The organism is Mucilaginibacter metallidurans (assembly GCF_003286435.2).
Classification (GTDB): domain Bacteria; phylum Bacteroidota; class Bacteroidia; order Sphingobacteriales; family Sphingobacteriaceae; genus Mucilaginibacter; species Mucilaginibacter gossypii.
In genome coordinates this window covers 4620702-4647049 of sequence record NZ_CP043449.1, presented here as the reverse complement: position 1 = coordinate 4647049, position 26348 = coordinate 4620702, and the positions used below count along the sequence as shown (strand labels likewise).

Below are 26348 nucleotides of genomic sequence, written 5' to 3'. Positions count from 1 at the left end.
GTTGATAGTTATTTGACATCGGCCAACCAAAAACCAAATGGCTTATCCCTGTCGCAAATCAATGTTTCGCCGTTAAACTCCAATTCGGCAGCATGGATGGATGTGCGCTTGGTTGTATAGCTGTAAGCACCATCGGCATCAAGCCCACCATCTTCAAAATGCTTTTTACGACCGGGGTGGGTAAAGTAAATGATATAAGCATGGCCTTCACTTACTACCACATCGGCGTGAGCTCCTGTTGGTGTATCTTCCGGCCGATGACCAGGCTTATCCAGCACCAAACCCTGATGCTCCCAGGTTTTGGCATCTTTTGATCTGTAGACACGTTGACCTTGCCACTCGTCGGTTATCATCCAGTAGTAATCTTTAAACCTAAAGATCTTTGGACCTTCATGTGCGCGTCCTTCAATAGCAGGTTTATCGTCTGCTTTCCAGTTCACCAGATCATTACTTTCGGCAGTCATGGTGATGCTGCCCAACTTTTGATCCTTGTACCACATATGCCATTTGCCATCTGGCAGTTTCATGAGTGTTGGGTCTATGATGTTATGATCAGGCAAGTTCAGTGGCCCCTCATATTTCCAGTCCCATAGGTTTTTACTGGTGTAATGTACCAGGTGCGAATCGCCACCCCACTGGCTGTACACTCCGGGGATATATACTACAAACATGTGGTATACGCCTTTATCAAAAACCACATCGGGTGCCCAAAAAGTGTTTTGACCTCGCTCATGCTCCAGGTTTAACGCTCCTCTGTAAACCCAGCTATGCCCATGATCCTTAGAAGTGGCAACACCGATGGCAGTACCATAACAAAATGCCACTCCCGGCGATTGTACATTGGCCCGGCGTTGGGTATACAGCATTGTCCATTCCTTTTCGCCCTTGTTATAAACTAATACCGGGTCGGCAGCGCCATCGTAAATCGGATCACGATAAAGCGGCGACGGCGGCTGGTTTTTAACCACAGCATCCTGTGCTACGGCAGTAAAACCAGCCATCATCATTAAGCCGCATATTATTCCTTTTATCATTGATATGCTTTTCATTATTCAGCAACCGGGAAAGCCGAAATCCTTAACCTTGCGCCTCCCATAGGCACCAGCGTAAGCTCTTTAGCAGGTTCTGCTGTTTTCACCGGACTTTGCGGCAATACACCGCATAAGCCCGTTTCATCAATTTTCCAACCGGGTAGCTGTTTTCCCTTAGCTTTTAATTCAATAGGCGCATTAGCGTTGGAAAAAGGGTTATTATCCTTTGGCCATGCGCGGTGAATAACCTCTATTGATTTTTCAGGGTGTTGCTCATCTATCAGCAAACCATAGTTCCATGGCGATGCAGCGTAGATATTGTAAGAAGGCCATTTTTGAGGATCGGCGCCCTGCTGCCAGTGCGAATCGCCCTGAGCATCTTTCAGGTTATCTCCTTTGGTATATTGCTCTTCTATTTTCAAAGAATAGGTAAGCGGGCCATAGCTAACACTTACGCTATTTTTGTTTTTAGCCCATTCCTTCACCTTAAGCTGCATTGGCAACTGAAGCGTTACTTTATCGCCATTTTTCCAGTTTTTAGTTAAGCGGATATAATCGCCTGTTGAGGTATTTACATCTACAGCTACGCCATTAACTTTTACCGATGCGCCTTTGCACCATTCAGGTATGCGCAGGTAAAGCGGAAAATCAACTGCTTTAGGTGTAGTAACCGTAAAGTTGATCTGATCCTGGAAAGGATAGTGGCTTGTTTCTGCGATGCTTACCGCAGTGCCATTACCAACTTTTGCGTTCACCTTACCTTCGGTATAAAGCAAGGCAGCAACGCCATTATCAGGAGTAGCCATCCAGCTGTTTTCGGCATAATATACCCAGCCTGCGGCATGGTTATGCTGGCAACAGCGGCTACCAAAAGGATTCATCATTAAAAACGGACCTTCATTGGCAATGCCCGGATGGTGGTTTTTACCATCACTCACCACCATGTTAGGTGCAGTTAGATAACGTAAAGCACGATAATCGGGCATAAAGGCAGCCGGGAAGGTATTGAAAGCTACGTCCTCGCAATTCTCTGCCCAGAAACGGTCGCCGGTATTGCCCAATAACATCTGGTCGGATGTCATTTGCTCTACCAAACCACAGGTTTCTACTGCCTGACGCGGATCATCATAACCTTTACGGGCATTTTCATCGGCACCGAACATACCGCCCGGAACCTGGCCGTAAATATCACGGATCAGTTTAAAATCATTGTAGGTAGCATCCAGATCTTTTTTATCGTGGCTTTGCAGATAATAAGTTGCCGGCTCGCGGAAACATTGCGCTACGTTAACATTATGCCAGTTGGGCAGGTTATTAGCCTGGCGCCAGTCGGCTGTATTTTTGTCAAGTTTGGTAGCTAAGTCAAGCAAAAACTTATCGCCGGTACGGTTGTACAACCAGTAAACACTCAGCATATTGTCACCGCCGCGACTGTTTTCCCAGTAGTCCTCCAAAAACTTGTTATCCGGTGTAGCTAACTCATACTTAAAATACTTGGTCATGAAAGGGATTACGCGGGGATCTTTGGTGTATTCGTAATATGATTGCAGGCACCAAAGCATCGGCATATTAGTCCAAAGGTCACGGTTGCCGTTATGTTCAACCGCCGGACCAAAATCACCGTTGTCACGCTGATTATTCAATACTGCATCAATCCAAAATTTGGTTTCGGCAATCATCTTTTTATCCTTCAGCGTGTAAGCTATATCGGCATAACCTTTTAGCCAATAAGGCAGCTCCTCCCAGCCATATTCGCCTTTGCCCTCTTTATTAAGCCAGGCATTATTTGTTTTTGAAAGCCATACGCTGATCTCGCCAAGGTTACCGGTTAAGCCGTCGCGCTGCAACTCCATCATTTTTTTGAGCCAGCCGCCTGCTTCAATACTACCTGTAGGCAATTTGGTAAAATATTGTCTTTGCAAAGGGGCACGATTATTTACATAAAAAGCATTTGCGCCTTTGTTATCAACCGTTGCAACCGTAGTTGCTTTCACACCCTGCGCATCCACAGTTGCAAAGCCCGCACAGATCATCGCCACAGAAAGACAAACTTCCCTCCGTATTAATTTTATACTGTTTTTTATAGTCATTACGTAAAGATATTATTTCACCAGGGCAGGATCATACAATTTGCTATTGGCTTTTTGTAACAATTCAACAGGCATTTTAATAACCTTACGGTCATAAGTCATGAAGCCGTTCACTTCGCCCTCCACATCTGTTGTTTGTGTATATACTGCTGCCGAAAGACCAACCTTAATCAACTCCTGTAACCTGTCGGTAAAGGTTGAATATCTTTTAAACAGGTCGTCGCCGTTTTTGAAGTTTTGATACCCCCAGTTTTTGTTAGCCTGCCAGGTATGGCCGTCAACCGGCCAGCCCAAACCACCAAACTCGCCAAGTACCACGGCTTTGGTTTTACCGAAAATCTCGGGACGCGGCATAGCAGGGTGCGGATAGTTATGCAAATCGACAATGTTACCGGTATCATAGAAGTTGCCACCGCTGGCACTGTTCACCAAACGTGATGGGTCTTTTTTCATCGTCCATTCGGTGATCTCCACGGTTTTAAACTGGCCCCATGCTTCGTTAAACGGAGTCCATACCACAATGCATGGGTAGTTGTATAATGAGTTCATGATTGCATTCCACTCTTTACGGTAGTAGCCTTCAGATTCGGGAGTACGCTGCTGATCGGTAGCGCCGTCAAGCACACCCGGGCGATTTTCCCAATGGTTACCTAAATCGCCGCTCGGCATATCCTGCCAAAGCAGCATACCTGTTTTATCGCAGTAAGCATAGTAACGTGCAGGTTCAACTTTAATGTGCTTACGGATCATGTTAAAGCCCATTTCCTTAAGCTTATCAATGTCAAAGCTCATGGCCTCATATGTCGGCGGGGTGTATAAACCATCAGGCCACCAACCCTGATCAAGCGGGCCATATTGAAATACAAATTTGTTGTTCAGCAACATACGCTGGATACCATTAGCATCGGCACCAAGCGAAATTTTACGCATAGCAAAGTAGCTGCCTATTTCGTCAACCGCTTTGTTGTTGCGGATAAGGGCAACTTTCAGGTCATACAAAAACGGATCGGTAGTTGACCATAAGTGCTGGTCTTTAATATCCAGCACGGCAGTTTCGCTGGCGTCAATTGTTTTTTCGGATACAAGGGTTTTGCCGTTCCAGGCGCTGATCTTCAGTTTATCGCCCGGCTGGCTATTTGAAACTTCGGCAGATACCGATAGTGTGTGATCGTCAATGTTAGGGGTTTGTTTGGTGGCTTCAATGTGTGTTTTAGCTACACCTTCCAACCAAACAGTTTGCCAGATACCGGTAACAGGAGTGTACCAGATCCCTTCGGGCTTTTTAACTTGTTTACCACGCGGCTGCGGACCATCGTCTGTTGGGTCCCATACGCTTACGGTAATTTCTTGCTTTGAACCGCCTTTTAAGAAAGGGGTAATATTAAATGTAAAAGGATCAAAGCCGCCTTCATGGATACCGGCACTTTTACCGTTTACAAATACTTCGGTACGCCAGTCAACCGCACCAAAATGCAGCAGTACGTCTTTACCTTTTAATGTTTTGTTTAAGCTGATGGTTGTTTTATACCACAACATGCTATCCTTGCCCACCGTTTTACCCACTCCCGACAGGGCAGATTCAACCGCGAAAGGAACCAATATTTTTCCTTCATATTTGGCAGGCCCTGTGGTTGCTTTAGGCACTATGGCATAGTTCCATAAACCATTGAGGTTTTGCCAGTTGCCGCGTACCAATTGCGGGCGCGGATATTCGGGTAGCGGCGCCTTAGGGTCAACCTTTTCGGCCCAGGGGGTTGTGATCCTGTCTTTTATCAAATGCCATTCGCCTTGCTGTGCATTGGCAGATAGATAAGTAGTAATAAAAAGAGACAGGCAAAGCGATAGTTTCTTCATCAGTTAAATGGTGTGTAAGGATATTATGTTAATTTAAATTATGCAGGGATATAAAAATGGCCCCCACCGCAACGGCAGGGGCCGGTAATTTATTGTATGGTTATTTTTGATACTGGTGAGAAAACAAGATCTTCAACACCGGCAATTTTTAAACCTATACGTGCAAATACATAATTCTGAGTAGGAGTTATAGTAGGCACGTCAAAGCTCAAACTCAGGTTGCTCATACTTGTAATGGCAGAACCTGCAATTGATGGCGGATCGCCATCACCTATACGGTAACCACCTGACACAAACTGTGTTTTGTTAACATATAAATAAACACGATCGATGTTTTTTGCATTAGCATCAGTGATTATTTTCTGTATATCAAAAGTAGCAGTTACTTTTCTGCCGGTTGCTGTAAACTTGGCATTTTGCACCAGGTAATAAGGGGTTACCTCAATATCAACTGTTTGGCTGCCTTTTAGGTTTACGGTTAAACTATCGCGGGTGCCGGCCGGTAACTCTTTCCACATAAAGGGGCCCTGGTTTGCAGGGATAGTGAATTTGTAGGTACCATCAAACAATAACTGCGCATAGTTACCATCGGGATCAAAGGTTCCCTGTATGGCCGATTTTGTTGCAAAACCTGGTTGATATATTTGGTAAGGGACAGCGTTATACTCAACGTTTATAGCTTCGCCTTTGTAAACCAACCTGCCGCTCAGTCTTGATGTGGGCGCATCGTAATTGTCTTTCTTACAGCCCGAGGCAGCAAGAAAAAGCCCTATTAAAATATAATGAAACTTGATTTTCATAAACACTTTTCTTTAACTCTTATTGATTTGGTTGTTTAACAATTTTTGGGTTTGCTGCTATCACATCATCACCAATGCGTGAATAGTAGTTACCCAACAGGAACCTGTTTGAACCTGTAACCGGCGAAGGTTTTGTTTCTTTAAATATCCACTTTCCGTTGTTAACATTACCCGGATTGTAATATTTATATGGCCACAAACCGAACGGCTGCGTGTTACGTTTAGTTGCTTTGCCAATATTAGCCACCAGATCGGTAACTGACATTGAGTTACCATCCCAAACGGCATCGGCAATTCTCCAGCGTTTCATATCAAATAAAGTATGGCCTTCAAAAGCAAGTTCAACACGGCGCTCATGAACAATGCGGTCAAAATAATTAGCTGCGCTTAGCACCAATGGAGTAGTAAGGCCGGCCCTTAAACGTACCTGGTTAATGTAGCTTGAAGCTTCTGCATAATTACCTAATTCGGCATCTGCTTCGGCAGCGTTCAGCAATACTTCGGCGTAGCGGTAACGGATAAAGTTAACATCACTACCACGGCCGCGGCGACCAGAACCTACAGTTGGATCAAGGTATTTGCGGATATAAAAACCGGTTTGAGTACGGAATTCTGCGCCGTTAACCGGGCCATCTTTACCTACTACCTGTACTTTACCTAAGCCTGGAACATCCTGTGTAATAGTAGCATCGCTGCTTGAAATCACAGTACCGTTGCCTAATTGATAACCTGCATATACCTCGGTGCGTTTACCTTTAAACAATCCATTAGGCAATAATACAGTACCGGCAAGCCTTGCATCGCGGCCGGCAAACATATCTAACTGGTCGGTATAGTAAATAGGGTTACCTGATCCGTCTTTAGTTGCCATTGGGGCATAAGTATTGTCAAGCTTTTCAAATGCTTCAACCAGGTTTAATGATGGGTTTAACCTGCCTGCGTCCAAACCTTCGTCTGAAATTGAGAAAGGCTGATCGTTAGTGGTGAAGCCGTGTGTTTTACCACCGTTGGCCTTGAAATCCTCAACCCAGATGGACTCCGAGCTGCTTTTATCAAGGAACAAGTTGGCAAAGTTATCGCTTAAATCAGGTAATTGTTTGTAAAGCGAATAATTACCTGCTGTGCCTGATATGATCTCTTTAGCAGCAGCAAGAGCTTTAGTGTAATAACCAGTAGCAGCGCTGGCCGGGATACCTACTTCTCCACCAGGCAATGAAACCTGAGGTGTTGTGGCACCATACTTAGCTATTGAAGCAGCATATAAAGCAGCCCTTGATTCCATAGCCAATACAGCAGCAGGGGTAGCCCTTGATTTTTCAGAAACGTTAACCGGTAATAAACCTTTTATTGCTTCTGCCTCGCTGATGATAAAGTCATAAACTTCCGACTCTTTTGCACGTGGGATCTGTAAAGCTTCAACGTTGCCAGAGAAATCGTAGTTAAGCGATTTGGTGATCAATGGAACACCGCCCATTCTTTTTACCAGCTCAAAGTAATATTGAGCGCGTAAAAAACGGCCTTCGGCAATAAACTGGTTTTTCTGCGCATCCGTTAACTTGGTAGCGGCAGTAGCGCGCTCAATAAATAAGTTCAGATCACGAACATATTTATAATCCCATGTACCCCATGAGCCAAAATCCCAGCCTGTACGCTGTACTATATAATAGCTACCATTTTCTGAAGGGAACGACTCGCTGAAATCAGCAAATGATGCCCAGCCGTTATCCAGGCCAGAGAAATCATAAACGCGGTTATATAGGTCAGCAAGAATGGAAAGTACAAGGTTAGGGTCGGAGAATGCGACATCTGAAGTTACCACCTGCTTGGGCGGTACATCCAAAAAGGCACTGTCTTTTTTGCAGGCACCTGTAACTAACAGGAGTGCAAATGTTGATATAATGGTTGTTTTTTTCATTTGGTTTAAACTTGAGGAATCAATTAAAAGGTTAAATTAACACCAAAGTTGAGCACCTTGCTCTGTGGGAATTGTAACCCGTTATCATCCGTTGTTTCAGGGTCAACGCCAAACTGTTTCAGGTTATCAAACGAGAACATATTGTAGGCGTTAACATAAAATCGCGCTCTCTTGATCTTCACTTTAGCCAGCAGTTGGGTAGGCAATGAGTAGCCTAACTCCAGTGTACGTACCCTCAGGTATCTTACACTGTGCAACCAGAAAGTTGAGTTACGGTCATAATCGCTGTTGGTTGTACCCGGGTTAACCCTGTTGGCAGGATATTTACCTGGTACCCATGCACTGTTTATATCAAATGGATCTGTACGGTGGTACCTGTCTTCAAATATGGTATTTAAGTTACCGTTGTTTTGGAATGCCCACCTTGTTTCCCAGTTCTGGAACCAGGTATAACCTGCACCGCCTGAAAAATCTGCGTGGAAATCAAAGCCATGATATGCAGCACCCAATGTTAAACCAAAGTTGATATTTGGCTGTTTACCGTAACCATAACCAATAGGACGCGTATCATATCCATCAATTTTACCATCACCGTTCCAGTCTTTGTACATTAAATCGCCGGGAAGCATTGTCCTGTTACCCTGGCCATCGTTATTGATTTTGTAATTGTTAATCTGCTCGATAGATGAGAACTGACCAACAACTGTATAACCCCAATCAATATTGGCGTAACGGTTTATTGCCGAACCAAAATATTGTTCTAAAGAGTTACCAAAATATTCGTTCCTGAATATTGATTTCTGACGGGAGTAAGAAATGTTGCCACCGATGTTATAGCTTACTTTTCCAATCCTGTCGTTCCAGTTCAACGAAAACTCACCACCTGATTGTGAATCACTGCTTGAGTTTTCTGCAGGTAATGTATAACCTACTTCCAGCGGCAACACCAATTTAGATGGTGGGCCAGCCAAGCCAGTACGTTTACGGTAGAAATAATCAACAACACCACTCAACCTGTTGTTAAGCATGGTGAAGTCCATACCCACATCGGTCATTTTACTTTTTGACCATGAAATATTGGTTGTTACTAAACCTTTATCAGTTGAAGTAACGATAGCATTACCGTCAATAATAGCGGTACCTGCGTTATAATTGTAACCCGGCAGGTAAGCATAAGGGGTTACGATCGGGTTATTAGCGTTATTAGGATCGCGGTCATCACCCAATACACCATACGATGCACGGATTTTCAAATCGTTCAGGAAGCTGTTTTCACCAAGAAGCTTCTTCATGAAACCTTCCTGGGTAATACGCCAACCGATAGATCCACCTGGGAAGTAACCTACACGTTTATCAGGAGCAAACAGGTACGAAGCATCCCTTCTGCCAGATAATTGCAGATAATATTTGTTATCGTAGTTATAATCAATTCGGCCGATATAACCTGTACGGGCTTCTTTGTTGTCGCTGTCCTGGTACTGATCCGCGGTTGGGAAGTAAATAAGCGGCAGGTTGTTTGATACCGGTGAAGCGTGGATCCAGTTACGCAGGTGCTGTAGCTCAATACGTTCAGAAACAAACGTAGCACCTATGGTGTGTTTACCAAAAGTATTGTTGTAGTTAATTTGCCATTGGTAAGTTTTAGCAAATTCTTTTTTCTGTTCACGTTCGCGCCAAGGGTTGGTACTACCACCGGTTACATCATAAGTATCAGTTGCAGGGCGGTAAGTATACGCGTTATAAGTATATTCCTGGTTATTTAACAAATAATCAGCAATATAATATGAGTACAAACCTTTTACCAATAAGCCTTTAACACCAGGCACCTGGTATTCCGCACCAAAATTGGTTTGTAAAACGCGCCAATCACTGTGATATAAACCCGATAGCTTTTTGTTAAGGAAAGCATAGTTTGACTCGGTGTGACCGATATCATTCAAGTAAGCCGGGTTATCATTGGCATAAGGGCGCTCAAGCGGCGTATTTCTTAAAACGGCAAAGCGGGCAAGGAAGTAATCATCACCTCCCGGTACGCCAGGATTTTCGCGGGTTTCGATACGACCGTTAACGTCCATGCTAACCTTTAAACCGTTGGCTACTTTCAGCGATATGTTAGATTGAATATTTGAACGATTAAAAAGGTATTCTTTACCTAACTGAGAGTTTTGATGCAGGTTAGTTGCCGATACATAGTAGTTTAATTTATCGGTACCACCGGTAAAGTTAATATTGGCTGAGTTTTGAGGAGCATTATTATTGGCTTTCAAAACATAATCGCGCCAGTTAAAGCTTTGGTAACCTTTTTCGGTACCGGCTTTATATTTGTCAAGATCGGCCTGGGTAATAGTAGTTGAACCGTTGCTGTTAACCTGTGCATCAGCTAAATAACGCATGTAATCATACGAATTGGTCAATACGTTAGGGAAACGATAAAAATTTTGGTAACCGGTATAGGCATCGATGTTGATCCTTGATTCGCCCGAACCTTTTTTGGTTGTTACCACAACAACACCGTTTGCCGCACGTACACCGTAAATCGCAGCAGATGCGTCTTTTAGTACCGCGATGCTTTCTACGTCGTTAGGGGCAAGGTTGTTAAATTGACCCTCGTCCTGCTGGATACCATCAATTACAAATAAAGGCGCCCCCATATTACGGATCTGGATGGCGGCGCTGGCACCCGGCCTGCCTTCTGACTGCCTGAAGGTTACACCCGGAATTTTACCGGCAAGCGTGGTACTAACGGTTGAACCCGCGTGCACACGATCAATGTCCTTACTGGTTACACTGGAGATAGCGCCAGTAATAGAGGCTTTTTTCTGCGATCCGTAACCGGTAACAACAACTTCCTGTAAGGAAGAATTTGTTTCGCGAAGCCGAACTTTCAATGTTGTTCTGCCTTGCAGGGCAATCTCCTGTTTGACGAACCCGATGTAAGTAAACGTTAATGTACTGTTTGCATTAGGTACATTGATTGAAAAGTTACCCTGCGCATCTGTCGTTGTTCCACCCTGCGTGCCTTGCACCCTTACCGCTACGCCTGTCAGGGCCAGGCCGGTGGTGTCTGTCACGTTACCTGTAACCTTAATTTTATTTTGTGCGGATGCACTAAATGAAAAAAGGAAACCGGTCATGATGAAAAAAGCGATTAGCATTACTTTGGGGCTCCATTTACTGGGCGGCCACTGCACATGAGGGTTCCCCCCATGCCTGAGTAGTAAAAATTTTCTCATAAATGATCTATTAATTGGTTAAGTTTTGATTTTAAAAATGTACAATTGACATATCTAAAATTATGTTGTAAAGAAAAAGGATTTTGGGCCCGGCGCTTAACCAAATCATATCAATACTTAGTCAAAAAGTATCAATTTTCGGGAGAGGGGAAACGCTGCAACAGATTGGTTATATTTGCGTTAAGCTGATTATTTTGAAACCACTATACATATTTCTATTATTTTTTACAGTATCATGGGGCATTTGCAATGCCCAGACCTACTACTTCAAGCATTACCAGGTTGAGCATGGTTTATCGCATAATACCGTTTACTGCAGCCTGCAGGATAAGCACGGTTTTTTGTGGTTTGGTACCAAGGATGGGCTTAACCGCTTTGATGGCTATACCTTTAAAACATTCAGGCATAACCCTGCCGATAAGGGTACTATATCCAACAACATGGTACATACGCTATGTCTTGATAAAGAAGGTTCGCTTTGGATAGGCACCGACGAAGGGCTCGATAAATATGACCCACTATCTGAAACATTTACGCATATAAATACAGCAAACATTAACGGTGTACGCAGCATTACCTTTGATGAGCATAATAACTGCTGGTTTGTAGAAGGCGCTTCATTGATAAAATATAATACACAATCCGGCGAAAAAATTGATTACTGGCCATGGCAGCACTTTGAAGCTACATCTGTAATTATCATTAATGGTACAGTTTGGGTATCAACTTCATGGGGAGTTATGGAAAAGCTGGACCTCGCCAGTCGTACTTTTACCGCCTATAGCGTTTTTAAGCCAACCGATAATGTTACCTCAAAGTTTATAGAAAAGATTTTTTACGCCGGTAACAACAAAATATTTATAGCTACTAACAGTCATGGCTTTAAGGAATTTGATTCTAAAACTGGTGCATACATTGACCTGCTTAACTACAACCCTGATAAAACAGCTATTTATGTACGCGATTTTTTAAAATACAGCGATACCGAATATTGGATAGCAACAGAATCTGGCGTGTTTATTTATAATTCGGTAAAGGGAACATTCCTTAACCTGCGAAAGCATTTCAATGATCCTTACTCTATATCAGATAATGCTGTTTATTGTCTTTTTAAAGATTCGGAAGGAGGGGTTTGGGTAGGTACCTATTTTGGCGGCCTTAATTATTACCCCAGGCAATATTCAACCTTTAACAAATTTTATCCCGAGCCCGAGCCAAATTCGCTTAAGGGGAACGTGGTGCGTGAAATTAATAAAGACATGTACGGCAACCTTTGGATGGGGACTGAAGATAACGGGCTTAATAAATTAGCACCCGATAAACACACCTGGACGCATTACGCTCCTGGTGGCAACGCCAGTATCTCTAATACCAACATCCATGGAATATTACCTATAGGTAATGAACTCTTTATAGGCACTTTTGAACGCGGGCTGGATGTCATGAACATTAAAACCGGCAAAGTTGAACGTGTTTACCTGACAGGTAACCGTAGTAATGACCTCAAAAGTAACTTTATAATTTGCTTTTGTAAAACCCGTAACGGCCAAATCTTTATTGGTACCACCCGCGGCATGTACAGGTACAATTTATTAAGTAAGGATTTTACCCTGATAGATAAATTACCCCCATATGATTTTATTTACGCCATAACCGAAGATCATAATGGTAAACTATGGGTTGGTACCGTGCGCGATGGTATTTACTGTTACAATCCGGCCGGTAATACCAGCACTAAATTAAACTACCGGTATCCCGTTAAAAACGTACTTAATACCACTACGGTAAACGGTGTTTTTGAAGATAGCAATCACAAGTTATGGTTTGCCACCGAAGGTTTGGGTTTATGGAAATATGACCCGGAGGCCGACAGTTATAAGTTTTATGACAGCAACAAGGGCTTTCCGAGCAACTACATTTTCAGGGTGGAAGAAGATAGTCGTAAAAACCTGTGGATCAGCACCACACGTGGACTTGTTTGTTTCAGCCCGGCTACAGAGGCCATAAAAATTTACACCAAGGCAAATGGTTTGCTAAGCGACCAGTTTAATTATAACTCATCCTTTAAAGATGCAGATGGTACCATGTATTTTGGCTGCGTACGCGGTATGATTAGCTTTAACCCTGCAAATTTCAAGGAAAACTATTTTATTGCTCCGGTTTATATCACCGGTTTCCAGGTACATAATAAAGAAATCTCTGTCAATGGTGCCGATTCCATCTTAAAACAATCTCTCATCAGCACAAAAAAAATCAACCTTAATTATAACCAGTCATCATTTAGTATTGATTTCGCGGCGCTTAGTTTTCCATCGCCCGAAATGACCCAATATAAATATACGATGAAAGGTTTGGATAAAGGCTGGACTGAACTTAAACGCAACCGAAAAGTTTATTTTACGCAACTGCAGCCCGGTCATTACACCTTTGTAGTAAAAGCGGCAAACAATAACGGCACCTGGACCCAAAAAGAAACAAGTATTGAAATTGATATAGCGCCACCTTTTTGGGAAAGCGTTTGGGCATACATTGCTTACTGCCTGTTATTTTTATTAACAGGTTACTACCTGCTCAGAAGCTATCACCGTAAAACCCGCGAGAAAAACAAACGTATTATCGAAACCCTTGAAAACGACAAGGAGAAGCAGATCTATAATGCCAAGATCGAATTTTTCACTAATGTGGCCCATGAAATCCGTACACCTTTAACGCTTATTAAAGGGCCAATGGAAAAAGTGATCAGGCGGGCGGAGCAAGTCCCGGATATTCAGAACAACCTGAAGATCATGGAAAAGAATACCAACCGGCTGCTTGATCTTACTAACCAATTGCTTGACTTCAGAAAGACCGAAACCAATGGCTTCAGCCTAAGCTTTGTTAAAACCGATATTATGGATCTGCTTGCTGATATCTTTTTGCGGTTTAAACCTATGGCCGAACAAAAGAACCTCAGCTATACCTTTATACATCCGGTTAAAACCGTGTATGCTTATGTTGATATTGAGGCATTCACCAAAATTATAAGTAACCTCATCAACAACGCTATTAAATACAGTACATCGGTTGTAGAGATCGAACTGCTCGATCATGCGGAAAACGACCCCACCTTTACCATCGAAATAAGGAACAGCGGGCATCTGATCCCTTATGAAATGCGTGAAAAGATCTTTGAACCTTTCTTTAGGATGAAGGAATCTGAAAAGCAAATTGGCACAGGAATAGGGCTTTCCCTGTCCCGCTCGCTGGCCGAATTGCATAAAGGTTTATTAGTGTTGAATAAATCTATTAACGATTTTAATATATTTAACCTTACTTTGCCTGTTCACCAGGAAAAAGAATTCGACCTGTATATTACCCCCGATGAATATGAGCAGGCTGACCTAAGTAACAGAGAGGAGAATATTGACTTTATGAAACCAGTTATACTTTTAGTAGATGATAACCCGGAAATACTTGATTTTATTTCGGATGATCTGAGCGACAAATATTCGGTTATTAAAGCCCTTAACGGACAGGAAGCGTTGGATATGATAGCCATCGAGAACATCCAGCTTATTATAAGCGACGTAATGATGCCCGGAATAGATGGGTTTGAGCTGTGCAAAACCATTAAAACCAATTTCGATTACAGCCACATCCCTATCATATTGCTCACTGCTAAAAATACCCTGCAAAGTAAAATTGAAGGACTGGAAGTTGGCGCCGATGCCTATATCGAAAAACCGTTTTCGCCCGAACATTTGCAGGTGCAGATAGCTAACCTGCTTATCAACCGTAATAAAATTAAGGAGCATTTTGCGAGTTCGCCGCTGGCGCATATCAAGTCGATGGCGTACTCAAAACCTGATGAAAGTTTTCTGGATAAGCTAAATGGTGTTATCTACAAAAACATCCAAAACGCCGAGCTTGATGTAGAGCAGATAGCCAACCTCATGAACATGAGTAAGCCAACGCTGTACCGCAAAGTTAAAGCTATATCCAATCTTACTATTAATGAGCTTATCAATATCACCCGCCTCAAGGCTGCCGCGCAATTACTGGAAGAAGGTGATTATAAGATCTATGAAGTAGCCAACATGGTAGGTTACAGTTCTCAATCACACCTGGGCCGTAACTTCCTGAAACAATTTGGTACAACACCAACTGAATACCAGCAGGCTAAGCGCAGTAAAGTAAAACAGGTTTAATCTTACCAGGATGGACTATCAGGCTAAGTCAGCAGCAATGGTCTTTATATAATAATACGGGCGTCCGGGAGGGTAATTCCACTCAGTTACAAGCTGCAAGCCTTTTGCATCGGCGATAGCCCATGCAACCCATGTACTATTAAAACAACCCTCTTTTTTACAATTCTTGTTTATTACCGAAGTCCCTGAATACCGTAAGTGTGCGATTTAATTGTGCGGGCAACAATATCTGAAAAAATAACGTAGAACTGCCGGTTCCACACAACAGGGAATGGTTGATTATCAAAACTCTTTCAGATTAATAAATGAGAAATAACAATTACTTACTAAGCATGATAGCTGGTATGCTGGTAATATCATGCTTCGCGTGTTCAAAAAGTATAGACAAAATTGAGACACCGGCAAGTTCAATTCCGGAGCAGGGTGGAAAACTGCAAAGTTTGAAAACCAGGCCGGTAACTACCTATACTTACACCGTTAAAACTACCGAGTGGATGGTTGACGGTACAAATATCCCCGCGGGGGCTATAATATATATCCCCGCCGGTGAACGTGGGGCTTTGCTGCTTAAAAACTTTAAGGGTACAGCCGCCGCTCCAATCTTAATTGTTAACCAGGGTGGCAGGGTGTCATTCACTGCTGAAACTACCGCCTCGTATGTATTTAAGACACAAAACTGCCAGTACTTTAAGGTAATGGGAAATGGCGTTTCCTCAATTAAGTACGGGTTTGATATAAATGGCGGCAACATCGGTATGACGATGGACTATCTGAGCTCGGATTTTGAGATCGCGAATGTTGAGGTGCGTAACAGCGGGTTTGCGGGGATCATGGCAAAAACCGATCCAACATGCGACGCTGCGACCTGGCGGGGCAATTTTACGATGAGTAATGTAATAATTCATGATAACTACGTTCACAAAACAGGAGGGGAAGGCCTTTATATAGGAAATTCTTTTTATCAGAATGGCGTTTCAACTTCCTGCGGTACAGTTTTACCTCATGATATCGTAAATGCCAGGATCTACAAAAACCTTGTTGACTCAACCGGTGCCGAAGGTATCCAGGTTGGCAGTGCTACGTCGGGATGCATGATCTATAGTAACACCGTTAAAAATCCGGGGATAAGTCCGTTTGCTTCTTATCAAAATAATGGTATACAAATAGGAGAAGGTACCGGCGGCCAATGCTATAACAACCTGGTTAAGAATGCGCCCGGCAACGGCATCATTGTTCTTGGCCTTGGGGATAACCAGGTATTCAATAATTATATTATTGACTCAAAAGCTTACGGCATTTTTGCTGATTCACGGTATACGCCGGGCCCGAATTTTCAGTTTATCAATAATACCATTGTGGGTTCTGTTTTAGGTGGCATAAAGTTAAACTCCGAAACTATCCCCATGAATACCGTTATTAATAATGCTATCATACAATCGGCATCAGTACAGTCGATAATTTTAAAAAGCACCAGCGTTAAACTTACCGAATCAAATAATTATGTAAACACAGATGTAAGTGTTTGCGGGTTTGTAAATTATGCCGGAGATGATTTCCATTTACAACCGTCATCGCCGCTTATCGATCAGGGGGCAAACGTTTTATCATACGGCATAAAATTTGATTATTATGATGCTGTACGCCCATCGGGTACGGCTTTTGATATTGGGGCTACCGAGTATTAATATGCAGTACATCAAGCGTTTTCTCTGTCTGGAGTAAAGGGAATTCCTGTAAACGTAAAAAGGGACGGTAGCACTGCCATCCCTTTTTACGTTTTAAAGTTTTAGCCTTAAGCTATGTGCATTAGGCTTTTAGCTAAAATCAGGGGCTTACTATCATGCGCAATGGTGCCAGATTGTTGATCTGAACAAAGTATACACCGGTCATATACGAGCGGGTTAACTGAACCCCAAGGTTACCACCAAAACCACGATACCTGCCGCTTTGCATAACCTTGCCAAAATTATCCCGGATAACCAGGTTGATCTCTTTCTGCTCCAGGTCGGGCGTTAGTTTAATGTTGAAGCTGCGTGCAGCCACCGGGTTTGGATAGATCACATTGTTTTGAATGGTACCGATAGGTGTGCTGTTATCTTGTACAATACCGGTTTCTTGACCTATGGTTGAAGCCAGCGAATTGCTGCTGAGCAATGTAGGTTCCGTTCCATAAATCAGCTGATCTTTATAATAAACGGTGATATGGCTGTTAAGCGCCATAGCAGCTTTAGCAGCAAACGAATAATCATTGGCCTCGTTAAATGCCGACCAGTCTGTTTTATTAACCTGGTATTGAATGTTACCGGTATTACTTAGGGGGTAAAATGAACCTGCCGATGGATCGATGGTTAATTCAAGATAGGTGTCTGCCCCGGTTAAAGGGGGACTTAAAGTAACAAACCGGTTGTTGATTTTGCTGTTGCCCAGTTTGGCATAGCTTACCGAGAAATTCAATCCTGCTGTGCCTTCGCGGCTAAACCAATAACGAACGGAAAGATCGCTGTAATTGACAGGCACGTTTCCGGTATTGTTAAGCGCCAGGTAGGTACTGATCGTATTTCCGGAAGTGCTTTGATTTTGGTTTTGATAAGACACAGTAAAAGCCGTGGTAGCTGTAACTGCAGCCGGCACAGTACCGTAAATTAACTGCCCGTTGCGGTAAAGGGTGATATGGCTGTTTGCGGCATAGCTCCCTGTGTATGGCAGGTACGAATAATCATCGGCCTCCGAAAAGTTTGACCAGTCCTGGTTGGCAAACCTCGACTGAATAACCCCGGAATTGCCGCCTGCGCTGAGTTGGCCGTTTGTTAGGAAACCATATTCTATATATCCAAATGCCCCGGTGTGCGGGTTGGGTAACTGAACGTATTTCATGGTAACGTTACTATTCCCTATTTGGGCATAATCAATCCACGAATTGATCCCGGCATAATTTTCCGCGGTAAACCAATATCTCATGGTCAGTTCGTTTAAATTAATGGCGACAGAATCCTGGTTAACAATTTTCAGAAATGGCTTAATGAGATTGTTTACAGGCTGGTTGTTATCACCGTCGGAGGATTGTACCTGGATATTGTATGGCAATACGATGAAGGTTTTGCTTGAGGCTGTCGTATCAAAACGAGCGTTGCCACCTTGCTGCGCTATGATAGTACTGCTGCCCGCACCTACAATATGCAGCTTGTTATTGATTACCGTAGCTACGTTTAGGTTTGAGCTGGTGTAAACAACCGTAAGCCCGGAAGTAGCTGTAGCATTCAGGTTGACATCTGCATCGCCAGGCCTGCTTAAAGGCAAAGCGGCAAAACTTATGCTTTGGCTCAGTTTGTTAACAGTTAAGGTTTGTGTAACCGGTGGTGCCGCAAGGTAATTAGCATTCCCACCCTGCGAGGCGGTGATCACGGCTGTACCCGCACCGGTGATGTGCAACTTTGTGCCCGCTATCTGAACTACCGTACTGTCGGAACTGCTGTAACTTACCGCAAGGCCAGAACTGGCTACAGCACCGGCCACAAAATCGCTGTCGGCAACTGTTTTTGCAGGGATCGCATTAAACGTAATAGTTTGTGCTTTTTGGCTAACGGTGAGGTTTTGATTAATAGAAGTAGCTGCTTTAAAACTGCTGTTTCCGGCCTGGGAAGCAGTGATGGTTGTTGTTCCGGCCGCTTTAATGTGGATGGCGCCATTGATCACACTGGCAACAGTAGTATCTGAACTGCTGTAAGAAACCGCTAAACCTGATGAAGCTGTTGCAACGGGCACAAAATCGGCATCGCCAAATGTTTTTCCATCGATGGAGGCGAAGGTTATTGTTTGATCGCCCAATACATCGGCAGCAATTTCGGTGCTGCTTAACGCCCTGCCGTAGATCTTGAAATTATCAATGGAGCCTTTGAACATCGGATCGGCAAACTGCGATTTGCCCAGGTAATTTTGTGTGGTGCTCCCGAGTGCCGATGGCTTGATGGTAATATTTGTTGAGGAGGTAACTGATGTACCATTTACATAAAGTGTGGTAGTAGTGCCCGCCCGCGTTACCGCCAGGTAGGTCCAGGTATTTAGTGGGAAGGTGTAATTGTAATTGATATTCTGTTCTGCAGCCGAGCCATTTTTAGTAGCATAACGAATGGTTGACTGCCCGTTGGTAACACCGGCCTGTACAGTAAGGAACATGTATTGGGTGGTGCTTGAGCCAAAGTCAAAAACACGCATCCAGGTACTTATGGCGTCCATCCGCACCCACGCAGATATGGTAAAATCGTTCAGGGTACTGAAAATACCGGCAGGCAATGTTGAATACGCGTTCGCCGAACCATCAAGCAGCAAAGATTTTCCATATTTACCCGCAGCACGACTTGCTGTTGCCGCGAGTGCAGCATGGTTGGCGCCCCAGGCATCAATGCCTTTACTGCTGCTTTCCTCATCAAATTGATAAAAGTCGCGTTGCCCGGCATTGGGTTTAGCAACCGCTTCTGTGCTTTGGGTACCTTCGCCGGTACTGTCTGCAGGAGCTATCACATAAAAATAGGTTGTGCCATTGCTCACATTGCTGTCGGTGAAGGTAAGGTTACTTACTGAGCCAAGTGCGGTATATGGCCCGCCGGAAGTTGTTGAACGTTTAACGTTATAACTGTAGCCGGGAAGTGATTGCCATTCAAGGATGTTTTTGGCATCGCCCGCGGCAACTGTCAAAGAGTTTACAGCACTGCTAAGCACTGTGAGTGCCAATGTCGAAGTACCTGTTGTACTGCCGTTGCCTGCCGACAGGCTTACATTAAAGGTGCCTGATTCTGTTGGTGTTCCTGAAATTTTGCCTGATAAAGAATCAATTTGTAACCCAGCCGGCAATCCGCTGGCCGAAAAATGGTTGGGCGACTTAATTCCGGTTACGGTATAAGTCATAGGTTTTCCTATCAGCGTGGTATCCGTTGGCGCGCTGGTGATAATTACCGGTAATGGTCGGTCGTCCAGCAGCACAATATCATTGCCCGTACCGCCTTTATAGCTGATGCGCAGTGTAAAACTACCAACGGTTACCGGAGCAAGTTCAGGCAAGCCTTTAAATGTACCGGATATTGCCGCACTTCCGGTGTTGTCAATGATAGTGAACGAACTTCCCTGGGCCAGGCTTGTCGAGTCGATAGCCGTGATCTGCAGTTTAGGCTGGTTCACTAAATTAACAACGGCTGTACTTACCTTATCACTGGTGGCCGAACTGGTGCTTAACTCTGCTTTATAGGTGGCATCGGCATTCATGGTGAGGGTGCCCACTTTTATGGTGCCTATGGCCTGGTTACCGGGTGCCAGTACCGCGCCTGAACCTGAGCCTGTACCAATAGTAACCGATGATGTGCTTTTGCCACTGCCGCCAAACGTGCCGGCCGTTGCAACCACCGGACTGGTGAATGTGCCGCTGTTAGGATCGTTATTGAGCAAATAAGTGCCGTTTTTTATCGTCGTTGTTCCGGAATAAGCCTGGTTACCGGTAAATGCCAGAATAGCTGTACCAACTTTCTCTACGTTCATACTGCCGGTCATCGTTCCGCCGTAGGTGGTAGTTATGTTCAGTGCACCGATGCTGATGGTTGGGCTGCCGCCACCATCTGTACGGATAGCACCGCGGCCGCTTAACGCACCAAAACTGATGGTACCGGTTGGGAACATAATGCCCTGGCAATCATTACCGTTGGCGTCAAGGTTCCATGAAGCATTCGCGCTGCCTGATTGCGGCACTTCAAAACGGGTACGTGAGTTGCCGCTGCGTAATTTGGATACAAAGTACCCGGTAAAGCTGCTGTTATCGGCAAACAAATGTAAACCGGCATATACGTTACCATCCTGAATAATTGTTCCGCTGCCGGTAAGCCGCCCGTAAAGGTTCAATGCGTTGCTGGTTTGGTAAAAATAACTGGTTTTTCCGGCAGCGATTTCAATATCGTTGTATAAGGTAGCATCACCGTTCGCCGAAAAAAGCGCGCCGCCGTTCATGGTTATTTTTCCGGTACCGAGCGGGCCTGATGTAGGGGCGGAGGGCGCTCCTGTACTTGTTCCGGATATTTCCATCCCATAAACCGGCGGCCAGCTTTGCCCGTTTCCGTTGAGGATAGTACCGCCGGAGTAGGTGTTATTGCCCCCTGCATACAGGAACCCGATACCGTTCTTGAGCAGGCTGCCTGTGCCTGTTATTTGCCCGGTTAATGATACGGTGCCGCTTACGCCGGGAGTATTTACATTAAGCAACGTATCGAGCGTTACAGGCATCTTCAGGTTTTGATACCCCGAGCTGTTATTAACCAGGTCATTTCGCAAATGAATTGCTGCGCCGTCAATCGTATAACTGCTCGCGTTTGCATTAAACTGGATCCTCGAGGCTACGAGGTTTGGGATGTCGTTGGTCAGTACGGTATCTGCACTGTTTTGAAAAGTAATAATGGCTGGATTAACAGGTGTCGCGTTTTCCTGCCAGTTGCTGGCCAGGGTAAGCGAGTCGGACTCGGGCTGCTGGCTCCATGTTGAAGTGCTTGAGCCGGGCACGCCAAATGTTTCGGCCGAATTGGAGCTTTCTTTGGTTTGGCCAACAGATGAAACAACATAATAGTATGGGCTTCCGTTGCTTACATTCAGATCCGCGTATGCCGTAGTTGAAACATTGGCTACAGTAGTATAAGGACCGCCGCTTATGGTAGCGCGTTTTACATTAAAAGTAGCCGCCCCTGCTGCTGCATTCCAGCTCAAGTCAACCTCCTTGTTTTTATTAACAGCTGCAGGCTGCGCCGGGGCAGCCGGTGGTACTGATGAAAAAATAACATTTGAGTTTCCGCTTTCCAATGTTCCGGCAAGCGCGGTCACTACATAATAATTGTTTACCTCGGGTACAGGGCTGGCATCAATATATGATGTGTTGGTTATGCCTGATTGTATAGTGGTAAATGGCCCGGTGGATGACGACGACCGTTTTACCGAATAGCTGGTAGCATTGGCCGAAGCTGCCCAGGAAATATTAATTTGTGTAGCGTTAACAACCGCTGCCGCAGCTGAAGCGGGCGCTGCCGGCGCCTGGTTATTGACCACATTCAGCATGAGGGTTGCCGTGCCGGTGCCGCTGGCATTAGTGGCGGCTATGGTAATTTCGTTTTGCCCTAACGCGGTAGGTGTGCCCGAGATGATACCGGTGGCCGCATCAATGCTAAGCCCTGCAGGCAAGCCGCTGGCACTATAAGAAGATGGACTAGCACTGGCTATGATGTTATAACTGAAAGGCGCACCACTGGTAGCTGTGGCGGTGGTAGCACTGCTAATCTCAGGAGACCCAGTAGGTGCGGATTGACTATAGGCCACATTACTGAACGTGGCTATATTTAGCGCCGAGTTATTACTGGAAAGGGTATAAAATCCGGCATACAAATCAGTGGGGAAACCTGTTGCAGAATACCAGCAACCGAGACCGGTCCAACTAATGCCATCCTGCGAATGGTATGTAAATATGCGGGTGCCTACACGCTCAATTTTTAACCACCAGGGGGCTTTGGGTTGGTAGTGGTTTCCGGCACCGCCTGTCGCTTTAAGGAAAATATCATAAAAAGCCGAACCGGGCGCCAGCGATTGGCGTAGCATGACCCCGCAACCACCGGTATTTAACGACATATTCTCAACTTTTACTACCAGTCCGGCATCGCCGCTAATTTTCTTAAAATTAAAGCTAAAAGCATTACTGGTGGAAGTTCCGGCACTTTGAAGTGTCCAAACCCCGTTATTGTAGGCAGCGCTGCCCGCCAACCCGGTATTACCGATATCAATATTGGTGAGATTGCTCACCGGCTGCACATGATCAGCAGGATAATATACCTGGGGCAACTTTACCGCGGTAGATGTATCTGATGATTTCAGGTATAAGAAATTGCCGCCGGCAGGAGAATAATTGGTGGCACCAGGCTGCATTAATGCGGCTCTCATCCTGTCGGTATTAGGGGTAGGGATTCCTTTGCGTACAGCATAAGCGCTGTAAATAAGATTAGTCATGTCGCCGACCCTTGCTCCGGGCTGAATCCCCCAGCCGGTCCAATAACTTGCATAGCCCCCCAACGGGATAAAGGTCATTGTTGCTCCGTCAAAAGCGTATTTATGATACAACTCACCGATAGCCAATACACGGTTATCCAATTCGGCAAACATATCTGCACCTTGCTTGTAGGCAACTTCTGCGCCCCAGGCCAGTGCGGCTGCCTGTACGCGCCAATGGTCGTCGCGGCCCGAATCCCCAACTTCGCCACCGGGCAATGAATTGCGCATCCCACCTCCGGCATCCATCCGGTACACTTCCACCGCCTGGTTAAACCGGGTTACATCATCACAAAAAACTGATGCGGCAAGAGCTATTTTTAACTGGAGAGCTCCTTTATTCGCGTCGCGCAAGGGGCTTGGCACCCAGGAAGTAGGGAATAAAACATTAGCAAAATAATTTTTTACGTGCTGTGTGTTGGCTGCGGTCCAACCGGGAAAAGTACAACGAAGGATTTCAGCACCTACGCCCCAATACTGTGCATAGTCGCCAATATCCAGCATTGATTCTCCGCCACCCCAGGTAGTATTGGTTACTGCCCAGGCATCCAACATATTGGTAGCTTTGCGGGCGTAAGTAGAGTCGCCCGTAAACCACCACATCCAGGCCAGGTTGTGAATAGCCTGCATATCATCAATCCAGGCGCTGTTGTTGAGATTGGGCGCTCTCGTAACCGTTGCAAAAGGCCCCTTTTGCCCATAACCTAATTGTGAATGCGAGTCGTTTTTAAATGCATTATAACCGGATAGCCATGGTTCGCGGCCAATGTTGGCTTTCAATTGATCCAAATCGGCCCGGTTAAAGGCCACGCCAGGATGGACAAAAGGTTGGGCGCATACACCCATCGTGACAAACATCGACAGCGAAAACAACAGCAGCCTTATCTGCCGGTGCGTACCTGTCAAATAATTACAAAGCGTAAAAAGTTTTTTCATGGTTTAATTGTTTAGGTAAACATATTTACTGCCGTTCCGGCATGTTTGGAAGTCGTGTAAGGGCGTGGAACAAAACAGTTTTATAATCGGACACACCAAAGACAATGACTGCTGTAAATGATACTCACAGCAACGTGGTGTTTTTTGAAATTTTTATGACGTTAAAGCGCTTGGAATAAGCTGCTTTGTGTATGGGTAAGTATTGTAGAAGTAATTAAAGATTCTTTCAATTCCTTTCTTGAGCTATTGTCTGTACACTCCTTCAATGATTTATTATCAATTGAAAAACGATGTCATTTCGACGAACGTAGCGTCGGGAAAGTGTGCTGGGGGAGGAGAAATCTTCTACAACATGTCCGCGAGCTTTTCACGTTACTTGGCATATCGTATAAGATTTCTCTTTCGCTCGCTCAGGCCTCCACAGCTCTATCGAAATGACATTTTCTTTTAGTTGAAAAGAAGTGTACACAAAAGTAGTTTCCCAAGAAGGGAATCGCACAATTTAATACCTTAAAAATATTAGTGGAGATATAAAAGATTGCACACAAGGACAGGTAGTCAATCTTACCCTCAATCCTTGCGCAGAAACTGGACCCCGTCCACATGTTCACCCACAAATATGTTAGCCATATCGCTTGTTTTATAAAAGCCGGGTTTGCCCGGCATCTTATCATAGATCAGGGCGCCGTTTATCTTCAGGTTTTCAAATATAACGTTCCTGATGCCGCGCTTGTCATCGTAGCCGGCTATAACAGACATATTAGCCCGCTTCCCGTTATAATTAACATTCCTGAACAGTATGTTCTCGATCCCCAGCCCGGGAGAAGTGTTATATTTCCGGTTATACATCACCCTTAAATTAAACAGTTGCCCTTTGCGGATATCCTCAATCTCCACATTTTCAAAACTGGCGTTCCTGATCAGGTTGCTGTCGCCGGCATTAAGTGCTATGCAGCCCTGGTAATCAAGCTGGTTTTCATTGTGGTCAAGCACAGTCATATTCTGAACCCGGATATTTTGTAAGGTATCCGGATGGTCAGTATCTCCATGTGTGCCTATCAACAGCGGGTGGGCCACATCTGCCCATAAAACGGCGTTATCAACTTTGATATCAGAGGTGTTGCCGTAATAGTTCCAGCGGTGACCATAAATAGCGATACAATCGTCAGAATTTCGCATATAGATGTGATCGATTTTAACATCCTGGCTGCAAAAAATGTCGATACCATCGGCATTACCGGTTGCACTGAAAGCTTTGAAATTACTTATACTCACATGCTTTGATTCGCCCATCAAAATAGAATAACCCGTTGGAAGCTCAATAATCCCGTCGACACTGATGTTATTGCTGTTCTGGATGATCAAATGATCGTTTCTGAATTTCGAGAATGTTCCTGTAGTATTTTGGGGTTTAACGCTGTCGCTCTGTACCGGGTGCTGTGTAAGGATTCCACGGCCACAGATCCTGACATTCTCCGCATGATCTATAACAAATGAGCCTTCAACAATAGCACCGCCGGCCACATATACGGTTTTACCCGAGGGGATCACCATCCGGCCTATTTTATGGATGCCCGGGCCGAAATAAAGCGTTTGCGCATCAGCTTTTGTGGGACGGCTGCTTTCTATAGGGTTTGCAAAAATCTGCAGGTTCTCAAAAATGTTACCGTTTACCTCTAACGAAACATATTGCGAAGCGCTTAATTCAAACTCGACAATGTTGCCTTTAACCTCGGGCTTAATGCCGTATGCGGTAGGCCTGATCCTTACTTCTTTGATATTCCCCTGGTTTAGCTTAACCCGAAGCTTTACCGAACCGGAACAATCAAAATAAGTAAAAGCGGTTTTTTTAATAATGCGCTGCGCGTCAAAACGAGCCGCGACATCGGCGGTATATACATCTACGGGCTGCCAGTTGCCTGTGCCCTGCCGCACATCTACTTTAATTGTATGATTAACTAAGTTACTTTCGGGTGCCTTATAAGTTATGATTTCTGCCTTGACTGTTTTTAATAAAAATACGACTGCACATGCCAGTGCCAGGAATTTGTTCATAGAAGTTTTTATAGTGTATAGAGGAAGACAATAAAGGCGGATTCTTATACTCAATAAAAAAACTATATCGAAAAAATAACTGCATTTGCCGGAGATAATGTGCCCTAATGAGATACCTTGAACAATTTGAACTAAATCACTGACCTCTTTGAGTATATTTAAGAGCATTGCTTGTCCTTATTACTGTTG

Annotated in this window: 10 protein-coding genes; 2 read left to right on the top strand and 8 right to left on the bottom strand. The window is 44.5% G+C overall.

What is annotated here, in order from left to right; translation table 11 throughout:
• Positions 1 to 8: 8 nt before the first annotated feature.
• From DIU38_RS19630 to DIU38_RS19605, 6 genes are all read right to left on the bottom strand, one after another.
• The gene (locus DIU38_RS19630) at positions 9 to 1034 is read right to left on the bottom strand and encodes a family 43 glycosylhydrolase (RefSeq protein WP_112652207.1); all 1026 of its coding nucleotides are present in this window, start codon (positions 1032 to 1034) and stop codon (positions 9 to 11) included.
• A gap of 14 nt (positions 1035 to 1048) precedes the next feature.
• Positions 1049 to 3121 (bottom strand): beta-L-arabinofuranosidase domain-containing protein, encoded by a 2073-nt coding sequence (locus DIU38_RS19625; RefSeq protein WP_208057767.1) that lies wholly within the window; start codon positions 3119 to 3121, stop codon positions 1049 to 1051.
• Between the two features lie 12 nt (positions 3122 to 3133).
• Entirely contained in the window at positions 3134 to 4975 is a 1842-nt protein-coding gene (locus DIU38_RS19620) for a glycoside hydrolase family 2 protein (RefSeq protein WP_112652201.1), read from the bottom strand.
• An 89-nt stretch (positions 4976 to 5064) separates the two neighbouring features.
• Positions 5065 to 5775 (bottom strand): DUF3823 domain-containing protein, encoded by a 711-nt coding sequence (locus DIU38_RS19615; protein WP_112652200.1) that lies wholly within the window; start codon positions 5773 to 5775, stop codon positions 5065 to 5067.
• A gap of 19 nt (positions 5776 to 5794) precedes the next feature.
• A complete protein-coding gene (locus tag DIU38_RS19610) occupies positions 5795 to 7690 on the bottom strand; it encodes a RagB/SusD family nutrient uptake outer membrane protein (RefSeq protein WP_112652199.1) in 1896 nt (631 codons plus the stop codon).
• Positions 7691 to 7713: 23 nt separating this feature from the next.
• Entirely contained in the window at positions 7714 to 10923 is a 3210-nt protein-coding gene (locus DIU38_RS19605) for a SusC/RagA family TonB-linked outer membrane protein (protein ID WP_243770698.1), read from the bottom strand.
• Positions 10924 to 11117: 194 nt separating this feature from the next.
• Between DIU38_RS19605 and DIU38_RS19600 the strand changes: the two genes are divergently transcribed.
• A complete protein-coding gene (locus DIU38_RS19600; protein WP_243770699.1) occupies positions 11118 to 15110 on the top strand; it encodes a hybrid sensor histidine kinase/response regulator transcription factor in 3993 nt (1330 codons plus the stop codon).
• Positions 15111 to 15415: 305 nt separating this feature from the next.
• Positions 15416 to 16795, top strand: a complete 1380-nt coding sequence (locus tag DIU38_RS19595) for a right-handed parallel beta-helix repeat-containing protein (RefSeq protein ID WP_112652198.1) — start codon at positions 15416 to 15418, stop codon at positions 16793 to 16795.
• A gap of 139 nt (positions 16796 to 16934) precedes the next feature.
• Here the strand turns inward: DIU38_RS19595 and DIU38_RS19590 are convergent, their stop codons facing one another.
• Together DIU38_RS19590 and DIU38_RS19585 are read right to left on the bottom strand one after the other, a co-directional pair.
• Entirely contained in the window at positions 16935 to 24104 is a 7170-nt protein-coding gene (locus DIU38_RS19590; RefSeq protein WP_112652197.1) for a cellulose binding domain-containing protein, read from the bottom strand.
• 570 nt (positions 24105 to 24674) lie between these two features.
• The gene (locus tag DIU38_RS19585; protein WP_167516230.1) at positions 24675 to 26159 is read right to left on the bottom strand and encodes a glycosyl hydrolase family 28 protein; all 1485 of its coding nucleotides are present in this window, start codon (positions 26157 to 26159) and stop codon (positions 24675 to 24677) included.
• Positions 26160 to 26348 lie beyond the last annotated feature (189 nt).

Bases quoted from the DNA above. Each gene is read 5' to 3' on its own strand.
- DIU38_RS19630 (WP_112652207.1), bottom strand. From the start codon at position 1,034: ATGATAAAAGGAATAATATGCGGCTTAATGATGATGGCTGGTTTTACT.
- DIU38_RS19625 (WP_208057767.1), bottom strand. From the start codon at position 3,121: ATGACTATAAAAAACAGTATAAAATTAATACGGAGGGAAGTTTGTCTT.
- DIU38_RS19620 (WP_112652201.1), bottom strand. From the start codon at position 4,975: ATGAAGAAACTATCGCTTTGCCTGTCTCTTTTTATTACTACTTATCTA.
- DIU38_RS19615 (WP_112652200.1), bottom strand. From the start codon at position 5,775: ATGAAAATCAAGTTTCATTATATTTTAATAGGGCTTTTTCTTGCTGCC.
- DIU38_RS19610 (WP_112652199.1), bottom strand. From the start codon at position 7,690: ATGAAAAAAACAACCATTATATCAACATTTGCACTCCTGTTAGTTACA.
- DIU38_RS19605 (WP_243770698.1), bottom strand. From the start codon at position 10,923: ATGAGAAAATTTTTACTACTCAGGCATGGGGGGAACCCTCATGTGCAG.
- DIU38_RS19595 (WP_112652198.1), top strand. From the start codon at position 15,416: ATGAGAAATAACAATTACTTACTAAGCATGATAGCTGGTATGCTGGTA.
- DIU38_RS19590 (WP_112652197.1), bottom strand. From the start codon at position 24,104: ATGAAAAAACTTTTTACGCTTTGTAATTATTTGACAGGTACGCACCGG.
- DIU38_RS19585 (WP_167516230.1), bottom strand. From the start codon at position 26,159: ATGAACAAATTCCTGGCACTGGCATGTGCAGTCGTATTTTTATTAAAA.